Below are 13604 nucleotides of genomic sequence, written 5' to 3'. Positions count from 1 at the left end.
GGAGGCCTCGTAGTTATGAAGGTAATCCCTTTGCAACTGGAAGGTGCAAAAATTATTGAGCCGGTGGTCCATGGAGATCACCGTGGCTTTTTTATGGAAAGCTACAATGAACAAGTTATGCATTCCAATGGCATCAATCACAATTTTATACAGGACAATCAATCTTTGTCAGCAGAGCCGGGAATCATTCGTGGACTTCATTATCAACTGAATCCCAAAGCTCAGACGAAGCTGGTTAGAGTTATTTCTGGAGCTATCTATGATGTTATAGTTGATATTCGAAGGGAATCCGCTACGTTTGGACAATGGGCTGGTGTCATTTTAAGTGAATACAATAAGAGGCAGCTTCTTGTACCTGAGGGGTTTGCCCATGGGTTTTGTACTTTAGTTCCAAATACGCAGGTTGCTTATAAAGTTGATGAATATTATTCTCCTGAGAATGACAGGGGGATTTTGTGGAATGATCCTGCTCTTGCAATCGACTGGCCAACTTTTAATCCTATTCTTTCGGAAAAGGATAAACAGCACCCTGTTTTGGCAGATGCAGAAATGAACTTCTAGAATTTATTCACTCATTGATACGAATCGATGAGTATAATATGATTAAAGAGTATTAGGGAGGCCCTTATGAAACTTCTGGTCACTGGCGGTGCCGGATTTATTGGCAGCAATTTTATTTTATATATGATGCAGCAGCATACGGATTATAAGATCGTGAATATGGATGCTCTTACCTATGCGGGTAATCTGGAAAACTTGAAATCGATTGAGGATCAGCCAAACTACTCATTCGTGCAGGCGGATATTGCAGATAAACAAGCAGTAGATGCTATTTTTCAGCAGGGTATCGACGTGGTGGTTAACTTCGCCGCAGAGTCACACGTGGATCGTAGCATTCTGGAACCGGAGATTTTCGTGAACACGAATGTCCTGGGTACACAAGTTCTTTTGGATGCAGCCAAGAAATATGGCGTAATGAAGTTTGTTCAAGTATCAACGGATGAAGTGTACGGTTCTCTTGGTGAGACGGGGCTGTTTTCAGAAAAGACACCACTTGCTCCGAACAGTCCTTATTCAGCCAGCAAGGCAGGTGGGGATCTGCTTGTAAGAGCTTATCATGAGACCTTTGGTCTGCCGGTTAACATTACCCGCTGCTCGAATAATTACGGTCCATATCAATTCCCTGAGAAGCTGATTCCCCTTATTATTTCTCGGGCTCTAAATGATGAGGCCCTTCCAGTGTATGGGGATGGTTTGAATATACGAGACTGGCTGTATGTTGAGGATCATTGCAGTGCGATCGATCTTGTTATCCATCAAGGGAAAATAGGTGAGATCTATAACATCGGGGGTAACAATGAGCGGACCAATCTGCATATTGTGCAAACCATTCTGAAGGAGCTTGGCAAACCCGAATCGTTGATCACTTACGTGGAAGACCGTCCTGGCCATGATCGCCGATATGGCATTGATCCTACAAAAATCACGAATGAGCTCGGCTGGAAGCCAAAACATAATTTCGAGACAGGCATTAAGGAAACGATTCAATGGTTTTTGAGCCATAAGGATTGGTGGACTCGAATCCAGTCCGGGGCTTACCGGGATTATATTACCCAGCAGTACGGCAAGCGGTTGGGTGAAGTTGAATGAAGGTACTCGTAACTGGGGCAAATGGTCAGTTGGGGCAGGATGTAACAAATGTTCTTGCTGAAGCTGGGTATCAGGTTATAGGCTGCGGAAGAGTAGAACTGGATATTACGAACATGGAGCAATGCGGACGGGTTATTTCTGCTTATAATCCTGATACCATCATTCATTGTGCGGCTTATACGGCCGTGGATGCAGCCGAAAGCGATACGGATGGTGCTTATCTTGTGAATGCTATAGGTACCCGAAATATCGCAGTGTCCGCTGAAAAGATGGGTGCTACAGTAGTCTATATAAGCACGGATTATGTTTTTAATGGTACTAGTGAGACGCCTTATGTTGAGTATGACGACACTGACCCACAAACGATTTATGGCCGATCCAAGCTGGCGGGCGAGCGAATGATTCGGGATTTCTGCTCCAAGTGGTTTGTCGTGAGAACATCTTGGGTGTTCGGGCTACACGGGAATAACTTTGTGAAGACAATGCTCCGTCTAGGTCAGGAAAAACCACTTTTAAAGGTGGTTAATGACCAAAAGGGCTCTCCTACCTACACGGTAGATCTAGCAAAATTTTTGTTAAACCTCATTTCCACAGAAAAATACGGTTTATATCATGCCTCCAACAGCGGCTCTTGTACTTGGTATGAATTCACGCAGGCTATTTTTGAAGAAGCACGAGATCAATTGGGGCTAGAGATAACGGCTGAGCTGCAACCTTGCACGACGGCAGAGTTTCCACGACCAGCCCCTCGACCAGCTAATTCCGTAATGGACCACCTTTCGATCCGTTTAAATCAGTTGCAAGATCTGCCGCATTGGCGAGAGGGATTGAAGCAGTTTATGCTGGATATGAAACAGCACCCTGAACTATACTTGAAGTGAATACAGCAAATGTAGGCCTGATCTGTATGATCAGGCCTTATGTTATATTTAGCCGTGGTTTGGAGGTCATAAATGAAATGAAACAGGTTCAGGTGCTGCTGTCTTCCTATAATGGGGAGCATTATATATACGCTCAGCTACAAAGTATTTTAAAACAAAGTTATCCACACATTTCCGTTCTTGTACGAGATGATGGATCTTCCGATCAAACGCTTGCCTTATTAAAGGAATATGCAAAAGTTCATCCTGACCGAATCAAAGTGATCGCCGGGAGTAATGTGGGCGTTGTTTCCAGTTTTTTTGAGCTGGTTCAGCAATCCGATCCCCATGCGGATTATTACTGTTTCTGCGATCAGGATGATGTATGGCTGGAGCATAAAATTGAGCGTGCTGTAAGCATGTTACGTTCTCAAGAGGCTCACATTCCTGCGATTGTATTCACATCAACGGAGCTTACAGATAAAGATTTGAATACTCTTGGTACTTGGCCTAAGCCCCCTTCGAAGGAACCTTCATTTTACAATGCTTTAGTGCAAAATATTGCTGTTGGAGCAACCATTACGATAAATAGGGCGGCGAGAAATAAATTTGTTAAAGGATGCGAGGTCGATCATAGTAAAATCATTATGCATGATTGGTGGTTTTACTTATTGGTATCTGGATTCGGCAATGTAATATATGATAAACGTCCTTCGATACTGTATCGCCAGCATGAAAAAAATGTCGTAGGTGGAAGTAACTCTTTATTCAACAAACTAAAACAGAAATATCGCAGTTACTTAAAACATAAGGGGAAGCATCTTCTTATCATGCAAGCAAGAGAGTTTCACCGAGTTTACGGTCATTTGATGGACGAGAAAAAGCGAGAGCAACTTGAACTTTTTATTGCTCCTAGGGAACGACTTAGAGAAAAAATCTATTTCCTTAAAAAATCAAAACTGTATCGTCAATCAATTATAGAGCAGTCACTCTTTCGTTTTTTAATTCTTCTGGGGTATATATAAAGAGTCATCCATAACTAGATTTTAGTAATTGAAGTTCTTTATTCCTGCCCGACCTGCCTCTTTATGCTATAATGTCGATAGATTACTATATTTGTCAGGAGACGTTATGCAATGGATTTAAGCATTTTAATCGTGAACTACAATACTTGTCAACTGACGGTGGACTGTTTGCGATCCGTGTTTGCATCAGAGACGGAGTATACATATGAAGTCATTTTGATAGATAACAACTCGAAGGACGAGTCGGTTCAGACCATTCGGGAGTTATTCCCGCAGGTTAAGTTGATCGAGAACACGGAGAATACCGGCTTTGCTAAAGCCAACAATCAGGGGATGGAAGTGGCGGAAGGCCGCTATATGCTGCTGCTAAATTCCGACACGATTATCCAGCAGGATACGATACAGACGATGGTCGCTTTTATGGACTATAATCCGATAATCGGTGCCTCCGGCTGTAAAATCGTCCTCCCGGACGGTTCGCTGGATAAGGCCTGTAAAAGAGGATTCCCAACTCCTGCAGCTTCTTTTTACTATGCTTTTGGGCTCAGCAAGCTGTTCCCGAACAAGCCGGAGTTTAACCAGTATCAGCTGGGGTATTTGAATCCGGACGTTGAGTTTCCGGTAGATTGTTTGGTTGGAGCGTTCATGCTGGTACGCCGCGAGACGATTGAGCAGGTTGGCGGGCTGGACGAGACGTTCTTTATGTATGGGGAAGATATTGACTGGTGCTATCGCATCAAGCAGGCGGGATGGGGCATTCACTATTATCCTCGCACGACGATCATCCATTATAAAGGCGGCAGCGCTCGGCGCCGGCCGTTCAAAATTATTTTTGAGTTCCATCGGGCGATGATTCTTTTCCATCGGAAGCATTACCGGCAGAAATACAACATATTCGTTAATGGAGCCGTGTATGCGGGCGTTGGTTTAAAATTGCTCCTGTCCCTGCTCACGAACCGGCTTAAGCCCATTCGTCCTGCAACGATAACGCAAACTTCAGGTGGAGTGGAGGTGAAATCATGATACGCCAGAATCAGGGTTTCCTGACCAAGTTGTATATGTTAACTGACTTTGTCTTCATCCAACTGGCCTTTCTGCTCGCTTGGTGGATGAAATTCGAAAGCGGTTGGTTTCCGTACGAAAAACCTCTGCCCATCGAATCATATGGGATGTGGAGTTTGATATACGGAGCGGTTGCCGTAGTTGTCGGCATCATGATTTCCTTATACTCACCAAAGCGGAAAAAACGCTTCGCAGACGAGTTCATGAAAATCTTCCAGATGCATTTCATTGGAATGTTCATCCTACTCAGCTTAATGTTCTTTGTGAAGGAAGTGAATATCTCCCGTTGGTATCTTGCGATATACATGATTCTCAATGTAGCATTCATCATTTTGTACCGTTATTTCTTAAAGACGTCCCTGAAGCATTTTCGGGAAAAAGGCTACAATCGCCAATTTGTGCTCATCGTGGGTGCAGGATCGCTGGGCAAGCGCTTCTTCAAAAATCTGAAGCAGTACCCGGAGCTTGGATATGAAGTTATCGGTTTCTTGGATGATTACCAGCAGTGGGACGAGATCGAAGCGAGAAGGCTTAAACCTATCTTGGGTTCGGTCAGCGATCTACATAAGGTGCTAAACGAAAAGCTCGTGGATGAGGTCGTGCTAGCCCTTCCACTGGATGCGCACCACAAATACCCTGAAATCATTGCCGCTTGTGAAAAGGCCGGTGTCCGAACGCTGATTATCCCGGACTTTTTCGATTACCTCCCGGCACGGCCGGTGTTTGATAACTTCGCGGGGATGCCGATGATCAACGTGCGTGATATCCCGCTGGATCTAGCGGCAAACCGACTGTTTAAGCGAGCATTCGATATTGTATTCTCGTTAGTGGCGATTATCCTCACCCTTCCAGTGATGATCGGGATATACCTGGGTATCCGTTTGACTTCCCGGGGACCCGTCATTTTCAAGCAGGAGCGGGTGGGGTTGAACCGACGGAACTTTTATATGTATAAATTCCGGTCCATGAAGCCGCAACCGGAGGGGGCCCCGGATACGGGCTGGACCGTGGAAAATGATCCACGCCGCACCAATTTCGGTTCGTTTCTCCGGAAGACCAGTCTGGATGAGTTACCTCAGTTTTTCAATGTTCTGTTCGGTCATATGAGCGTGGTGGGCCCTAGACCGGAGCGCCCTTATTATGTGGAACAGTTCAAAGAGGAAATTCCGAAGTACATGGTGAAACACCACGTACGCCCGGGCATCACGGGATGGGCGCAGAGCAACGGCCTGCGTGGGGACACTTCGATTGAGGAACGGATCAAGCACGATATTTTCTACATCGAGAATTGGTCCATTCTATTTGATATCAAAATCATTCTGCGCACGATCCGTAACGGATTCAAAAATGCATACTGATTGTAATTTAATGATGACGTCATCAGGCATGAGCCGGATGGCGTTTTTTATTTACCTGACCTAGAAGAAGATATCGACTAAAGTTGCTGGCCAAATCCCGACGCCTCTTGTAAAGATCCCTGTACTGTCACAGCCTTACATGAAGCGATAACATTCGATACCGAATAAACTTCGGACATTCGATCCATTCCTCTCCACTTAAACATGCATGTACAACACAGCGGACAATAGTAATCTAGAATTATTTTTAAATATAACTATGATACCATTATAATGAGATGTCGGCGCATCAGTGCTTTTCTCAGAGGTTGTCCAATATGTAGAATCCGCTGGTTAGTTATAAGAGCATTGAATCTACCTCCAAACTTTCGTGAATTTCCAATATGGACTCGTTCAACCAAACGAAAACCTTGTCATTTGTGAACGAATGTCATGTTTTAACGTCATCGTCATCCAATATTCTTTGTAGGTCGCCATTTATAGAGCCCCTTTTCAAATCGAGATAGGTATAAAAAAATCCACGTCGACCGCAGACAGTGCTTGACTGTCCTTGATCTCTATGGATTCTACAGATTAATTGATACCATCTAGCTGCTTGTTGAGGTTTAGGATGGTTATTAAGGTGTCGGCTTCTTACGTCTTTCGTTAAAAACGAAAAGCCCTTTGAACGCATCCGTCAGTTTGAACAAATAGAATGCGGCTACGCCAATTACTACACAAACTATTAAGAACAAACAATAAGTCTCAATTGGCGTGATAACTCTTTCGGTAAAAACGTACAAGCATCTGTTCTGTTATAACATGATGTATTAAGAAAATAGCAAAAGAGTATTTGCTAACAAACAGAAGGGTTTTTGAATTTTTTCTCTTCCTATTTGTTGCCCTATAAAAGCCAGTACAATGAAAAGTGGAATTCCGAATAATGAGATAGTGTACATGTAGTTTATTGAAGGAATTTCAACAAACAACATGAAAATAACTAAAGCCAATGAAACCAAGAAAGCATATACGTTAACCTTTTTAAAGTATTGAACAAAGTACATTCCAAACAAAAATTCAGGCAATCTTGTCAATATATTATAGTCGATTGGTAATTCAAAAATATAATTTTGGATGACGATAAAGTAAACAACCAACGACGATATCGCCAAAATCTTAGGGAATTTAATAAGCAGATACCTTAGCGCAGGGAACAAGAAATAAAAAATTATAATACAACCTAAAAACCACTCACCAAGTATATAGTAATTCGGAATAAGACCAGATAAGTACCCGTCTAAACCAATTATACTTAAAGCAAAAGTCCATTTCGGCACTTCTGGACTAAATGGATTTATAGCAAAATATTTATAAAAATAATACAAAAACACAATAGCATATGCTACCCAAAACATCGGATAAATAGAAATAAATCTTCTTTTAAGGTAGTTTTTTATTGACAGCCCTTTTTTATAAGTGAGCATCAATGCAGATCCTGACAAAATAAAAAACAACGAGACACCGATCCTACCCAAGTTTCCATTTGGATATGTGTCAAAAAAAACTAAGGTTACCCCGATTGAACGAGCAAGCATTGAAATGGAATATTACAATGGACAACATAGAGAGTGCTCTAATAAAGTCTAAATAGAACACTCTTTCTATTTTAACCTCTAACAATTAATTTCCGCCTTTCGGTAACATTATTTGCTTAGCTCCTTTCTGGGTAATTCGACACATTTCTATGTTATCCCTCTTTTTATTCAGCAAACAGAAGAGTCCCCGAAAGTTGACCGCCCATTTCTGAGTAGGGCCAGGTAATAGTCCTGCTGGATCCCGCAACTTTAACGCACAATTCCAAATAATCAGCAGCCAATAAGGGGAGTACGATGGTCCCATTCAAATACAAACTGCCAGTTAAAGAAATTTGTCGGTAGTCAAGGTAATACTTTTGGGTCCCGTTTTTTAGTAGATACAACTCAGCTAAATTATGTGACGACCCTAATCCTTCCAAACCAATAGAAGCTGTAATCATGTAATTTCCAGCAGCTTCGCCTGGTACCGTAAATTTTGACAGGTCAGTAACATTGTTTTTGTTATAGGTATTCAGGCCATCGCCATCAAACACACATTTGTACTCTGTTCCATCACCTGTTATTGCGCCTTTATCGCTGTAAGAATTCCTTCCTAATACGAAAAAAGGAACAATAACACCCTTGGGTATTCCATAATGTTTCGTCGGCGCGATTGACGATGTATTTGAAGGGGTTGCTTTGGCGAAAAAGTTAGTGCCATATCTTACGTTTGTGGCACTGTCTCCATGAAAAACGCTGTATTCACCGGCTGCTTGATCCGATATTCCGTCAACCTCTATATGTTCAGAGTTTTGAATATACAACGTGGTATATGCACTTAAACTTACATAGATTTCTTTTAACTTCACATATCTTGTATTACCGTGAAGGTATATAACACGAGACAACACCGCATCTTTACTTGTTAGGATACCATTAGAGATCGTGGACAAAACAAGTCCCACAATGTCGAGTGATCCACACTTGAAATTATTAATCGCTATTGACACACACCCTTGATCTAAAAAAAGCGTACTGTCATTGATAAGATCCGAGTATATGACATTGAGGTTATTTGATATCCTGATTGGGTTGTTACAGGCCACACCACTGACAATCGAATTCCTAACACCTATTGCCCAAAAATCAGGCGAAGTTAAATCCTCTTGGTTTTTGTTTCCCGTTGCCGTGATAGAATCAATAACCAGTTTGTCGTTCCAGCACTTATACGGAGTGTAGTAGTAATCGATAATAAAAGGAATTACAGCCTCTGCGCTTGAACTTTTGGTGTCGGTTGAAACGACTGTATCAAGTGCGACATTGATGCAACTCATTAGCTTTAGATTAGCATTATCTGTTGAACCTCTTGCTCCGCTAACCACTACACCTGAGACAAATCCGTTGTAACAATATACAAGTTCAACGCCTATTGGTTTTGATATTACTTCTACATCAATAGTGCTAATATAAAACTCGTATATATACTTTAATGAAACTGTGTAAAACTCCCCGTCGTTAGTCAAACCATGCTTCGTTCCGTCAATCTTAAAGTCCGAAACATACTCAACTTCCAGGGTATTTATTTTACCTCCTGAAATCGAAACATTATCAATGTAGTTCAACTTCACTATCCAATAATCGGTAAATGAATGAGTAAACTTATTTTCAAATACAACGGCGGTCGAGCTAATAGAAACTACTTTGTTTATTTCAAAATAAGCCGTACTGGAATCAGCGCCACCGTCACCAGAGCGATTCTCAAATCTGACGATAGCACCAACTGACAACAAATTCGTGAAGTTCCCCGTTATACTGGAGTCATCTGCAGATATTGAACCAGTTACATACATTGCACCAGATACTTTTGAAATAGTGGGATTGTTATATGCAAACTTTGTAGGCAAATCAATCATTAAATTTGTTCTACTTGCAGACGCAACAGTACCAAAATCAATCCCGGTCTGATTATAAGTTGCATTTTGGATTCCCGTTTCGATCATAACAACGTCCCCGACTCCAAAGGCGGAAAAGTCCCCGTTAAAAACAGATGTCCCGGAAGGAAATACAGACCAATCACCAACAAAGGAAACTGAATTAGATTTCCCAACTCCTTCTCCTTTGATCGAAATTTTTCCGTCAATCACTGCATCATCATCAAGTTTTAGAGCGATATTACCTGAATCGATTTTAAAACTTTCATTGTATGTTCCTTTTGGGACTCTTAATATACCACCTCCAAGAGTTTTCAAGTGATCTATGGCAGAAGCAAAGGTATTGAAATTTGTAACAGATACAATACCGGCCATATTGTTATCAAAAGCATCTAACCGATCACCTAATAACGGGAATCCTCCCCTCGCGTCAATAACTTCTGGTGTGCCATCTCCAATATTTAAAATTAGGCTGTCAATTCTACTATCAGTTTTATCGATTGTTTGCTTGACATTCCTGGCCCCAATTACCTCACCACTGTAAGATATGTGTTCAGTTGGGTGAGCAACATTTGATGTAATGTTTATAACTATACCCTCTTCAACTTTATCAACTTCTTGTTTTCGTGCGATGTTATCTAATTCCAGTGGCTCGGATACCTCCGCTCGTCCTGATGGATTTCGTTTCATCAGTGTATTTGGCGTCAGTGTATTTGGCCTCGGTGATAATGTAGCGCCATTCATAGTTTTTCCGTCTTCTACAGTCATAAATCCATTCCGTGTTTCGTCCGCTGGCGGATGCATATGGAACTCGTCCCCACCTTGTAGACTCATTTTCTGTGCTATCCCAGCATTTATGATCTTGTTAACTTTCCTTGTCATCCCCGTCACCACGCTTTCCTCGTTTCGGCTTACCTTCTCATTGAGTAGTTGCGCAATCTGCTCAAGGAGCAAGGCCTGACGACGTAATTCATTTAATTTATCATTCTTCCATCGTTCTTCTGGTGTGATGCCTTGAACATAGTCCATTATACACCTCGCGTTACAAAAATTAGGGAGAACCGAAGCTCTCCCAACATTTATTGTTCCTCCATCAGTCCGGCGTTATGCAGCTCGGTCAGAAGCAAATTAAAGCATTTTGCTACCAATACCTGATCTACATCGCCCTTAACGTTGACGGGCTTGATATTTTTGATCTTTGGTGCCGATGCTTTCCCTTGCTGCTCTTGCCGGGTTTGATTTCTTCGCCTTGGACAAAGAGGCGGTCGAAGTTCATTGGAGCCGATGTTGGTATCGGCGCAGATTGATCAGGTAATTTACATCGGACATCACGGAATATGCCGGATACTCGGTCGTGTGCGGTAACATCCGAAAGTCCTTGGGGAAGAGGGCATTCTGGATATGGGGTGCGGGGGAGTCCTGTTGTATGACTGAAAATCGAATTATACCGCTGTAGACTTGTCTGAGGAAGCGATCGGATTCGCATCTGGCAAAACGCCAAGAAACTTAATTCAGCGCGCGGACATCAATCATTATGTTCCTCATAAAAGCTACGACGTCATCTTTTTTACGTTCCCAATACCTCTAGCAAGCTTTTGGAATATGCGTGTTACCTGACCCCGGATGGCGTCATCATATTTTCCCTATATTCACATATGAACACCCACGATCCCGAATCTCATGGTAGAGCATAAGATCGGCGAAATCGAAAGCTGTGATGGGTTTGACGTGGTAGATAAAGTCAGTGTGTTTAACCACAACGCGGGATTGAAATGGTATATTTACCTTTTGAAGGCCAAGAGCTAGTGGCCAACAGTATTATAAAAAATCATTCCGTCATTTGGCAGCCGCCAAATGACGTTTTTTGTTTGGCCGACCATGTAACCGGGTATTTACCTAGCAACAGCGATGAACGAAACAAAGGGTGGGGATACCATGAAACGGATCGCAGCTGTCCTTCTATTATTTTCCGCCATTATAATACTGCTTCTGACTCATCTGGAGTTGGAAGAAGAAGAACCGCAAGGATTCGCGGCCTATCGCCTGATTGCTCATGCCATGGGAAGCATCGGGGAACAGCCCTATACGAACGCTTATGAAGCCATGGTTGTTAACTATGAGAAAGGCACAAGGGTGTTCGAGATTGATTTGATGCTGACGGAGGACCGGAAAGTCGTGGCCAGGCATGAGTGGACGGAGAGCATGACACAGCAGCTGGGTCAGAAGGAGAAACTCCCCGATGATAAGCAGGCAGCGCGCCTGAGCCATGAGGAATTCATTAATACGCCGATTTTGGAACAATACCAGCCGATGGATATTGAGGGGATTATGGATATGATGGAGCGTCATCCCGATATCTACATCGTGACGGATACGAAGGAGCAGAAGGACCGGGATATACAGTACCTGTTCGCGGAGATTGTAAACGCTGCTAAAGAACGGAATCCGAAGCTTCTGGATCGGGTTGTCGTCCAAATTTACAATGAGCCGATGCTTGATATGGTCAGGGACATCTACCCGTTTCAATCGATTATATATACGCTGTATGCCACGCAGGACTCACCTGCTGAGATCACCGCCTTCATACAGGAGAACCACATTGACGCGGTTACCATGCCGGAGTACAAGGTCAGCCCGAATTTCGTAGCGAAGCTGAAGGAAGCGGGTGCTGTGACTTATGTCCACACCATCAATGACACCACGACCGTGAACAATTATGAAAAATGGGGAGTTTATGGCGTTTATTCAGATCTGCTCACAGAGCCGGAGTTGGAGCAGAACAGCCTGAGATATACTTTTAAAAAGTGACTCGCATAGAGGGTGCTTTTCATGGTTTGCCCCCATGTTGTATCGCCCGTCAATTGAAAAGGCTAATTTCATTTACAGTGATGCCGAACATCGAAGTCCGTTGTCTCCCAAAGAGACGCGGGCTATTTTTTGATATCAGAAGATATAAATTCGAAGCATGGCCTATTTGATATCACAGAAAACCACCATCTATATGTCTGGGATCGTGCGTCATACGGTCTGGGAATGTACATCGATTGACGTTTTTCTTAGCGAAGTATCAGCACCAATCCCGTTCCAGAGGTTCGGTTCGTATATCGGCTAAACCGATAAACCGCAATTACCAAAAAAATGTTCGTATTTTATGCGAACATAAATTGACTTGCTTACCGTGCTAGCATAGACTTATTTTAGTATAATAGTAACCCGTGAACGTGGAGGAATGACGCTTGAAAGAGATGATACAATCCTGGAGGCATGTGTTTAAGCTGGACCCCGACAAGGAGATCGATGACGAGACCCTTGATGCGGTATGTTTGTCAGGAACCGATGCCATTATGGTCGGAGGCTCAACCGGAGTCACTTATGAAAATACCGTGGATCTGCTGTCCCGAGTTCGGCGTTACGAGCTGCCGTGCGTGCAGGAAGTATCCGATCTGGAAGCCGTTGTACCCGGATTTGATCTATATATGGTCCCGATGGTTTTGAATACGCAGGATCCGACCTGGATTATGGGCCGGCATCGCGAAGGAATCGAACGCTACGGGTACATGATCCCGTGGGATCTGGTTGTGACCGAGGGGTATATCGTGTTGAACGAGAATGCCGCGGTGGCGAAGCTGACTGGAGCTGAGACTTCAATTGAAGCGAGCGCTGCCGCCGCTTATGCCCAGATTGCGGACAAGCTGATGAATCTGCCGATTGTGTATTTGGAATACAGCGGCGTTTATGGGGATATGGAGACCGTCCGTACGGTTCGAAGATCGCTGGATAACGCCCGTTTGTTCTATGGTGGCGGAATTACCACCTTCCAGCAGGCGCTGGAGGCTGCAGCTATCGCTGATACGATCGTTGTTGGAAACGTTGTGTATGATCATCTGGAGCAGGCGCTAGAAACGGTCAAGGCCGTGAAGGGCTGACTTGTCTCTGTTATAAGATATTAATAAGATCTGCCCAAAAATATAGAGGCGCGTTAAGCCAGTTCAGGCTCTATAATAGTGTGTTTTCTCCATCCGCCTTGTGACGGTTAAGTATACATTTATATAATAATTAATTTTATAATCCATTTAACCAAGCTAGCAGAACGCACCGTGTCTTAGACAGACAGTATTCTATATTCATATTCATTCACTTTGAATTTTATCTATCTGCCAGACCC

10 protein-coding genes are annotated in these 13604 nt (G+C 43.1%); 8 read left to right on the top strand and 2 right to left on the bottom strand.

Going from position 1 to position 13604, the window contains the following annotated elements:
* The first annotated feature begins 15 nt into the window (after positions 1-15).
* The 6 genes from rfbC (at position 16) to MKY82_RS31055 (ending at position 5955) form a co-directional block, all read left to right on the top strand.
* Complete coding sequence (gene rfbC, locus MKY82_RS31080) at positions 16-561, top strand: dTDP-4-dehydrorhamnose 3,5-epimerase (RefSeq protein WP_339294983.1); 546 nt, start codon at positions 16-18, stop codon at positions 559-561.
* Positions 562-627: 66 nt separating this feature from the next.
* Positions 628-1650 carry a dTDP-glucose 4,6-dehydratase gene (gene rfbB, locus MKY82_RS31075; RefSeq protein WP_339294982.1) on the top strand — a complete coding sequence of 341 codons (1023 nt, stop codon included), beginning with the start codon at positions 628-630 and terminating at the stop codon, positions 1648-1650.
* Positions 1647-2531 (top strand): dTDP-4-dehydrorhamnose reductase, encoded by an 885-nt coding sequence (gene rfbD, locus MKY82_RS31070; protein ID WP_339294981.1) that lies wholly within the window; start codon positions 1647-1649, stop codon positions 2529-2531. The genes rfbB and rfbD overlap by 4 nt, the downstream gene beginning before the upstream one ends.
* A 77-nt stretch (positions 2532-2608) precedes the next feature.
* Positions 2609-3535, top strand: coding sequence for a glycosyltransferase family 2 protein (locus tag MKY82_RS31065; protein ID WP_339294980.1), 927 nt, complete (start codon positions 2609-2611; stop codon positions 3533-3535).
* A 111-nt stretch (positions 3536-3646) separates the two neighbouring features.
* Positions 3647-4558: a glycosyltransferase family 2 protein gene (locus tag MKY82_RS31060; RefSeq protein ID WP_339294979.1), complete on the top strand. Its 912-nt coding sequence runs from the start codon at positions 3647-3649 to the stop codon at positions 4556-4558.
* Complete coding sequence (locus MKY82_RS31055; RefSeq protein WP_339294978.1) at positions 4555-5955, top strand: undecaprenyl-phosphate glucose phosphotransferase; 1401 nt, start codon at positions 4555-4557, stop codon at positions 5953-5955. The genes MKY82_RS31060 and MKY82_RS31055 overlap by 4 nt, the downstream gene beginning before the upstream one ends.
* Before the next feature lie 809 nt (positions 5956-6764).
* Here MKY82_RS31055 and MKY82_RS31050 read toward each other — a convergent pair.
* Together MKY82_RS31050 and MKY82_RS31045 are read right to left on the bottom strand one after the other, a co-directional pair.
* Complete coding sequence (locus MKY82_RS31050) at positions 6765-7448, bottom strand: acyltransferase family protein (protein ID WP_339294977.1); 684 nt, start codon at positions 7446-7448, stop codon at positions 6765-6767.
* A gap of 245 nt (positions 7449-7693) precedes the next feature.
* Entirely contained in the window at positions 7694-10468 is a 2775-nt protein-coding gene (locus tag MKY82_RS31045) for a hypothetical protein (RefSeq protein ID WP_339294976.1), read from the bottom strand.
* A gap of 906 nt (positions 10469-11374) precedes the next feature.
* On the opposite strand from MKY82_RS31045, the gene MKY82_RS31040 reads away from it, so the two are divergent.
* Positions 11375-12247 carry a phosphatidylinositol-specific phospholipase C/glycerophosphodiester phosphodiesterase family protein gene (locus MKY82_RS31040; RefSeq protein WP_339294975.1) on the top strand — a complete coding sequence of 291 codons (873 nt, stop codon included), beginning with the start codon at positions 11375-11377 and terminating at the stop codon, positions 12245-12247.
* Between the two features lie 428 nt (positions 12248-12675).
* Positions 12676-13365 (top strand): heptaprenylglyceryl phosphate synthase, encoded by a 690-nt coding sequence (locus MKY82_RS31035; protein WP_194544732.1) that lies wholly within the window; start codon positions 12676-12678, stop codon positions 13363-13365.
* The last annotated feature ends 239 nt before the right edge of the window (positions 13366-13604 follow it).

This window comes from Paenibacillus sp. FSL W7-1279 (assembly GCF_037969845.1).
In the GTDB taxonomy this organism is placed as follows: domain Bacteria; phylum Bacillota; class Bacilli; order Paenibacillales; family Paenibacillaceae; genus Paenibacillus_AQ.
This window is presented reverse-complemented; position numbering and strand designations above follow the sequence as displayed.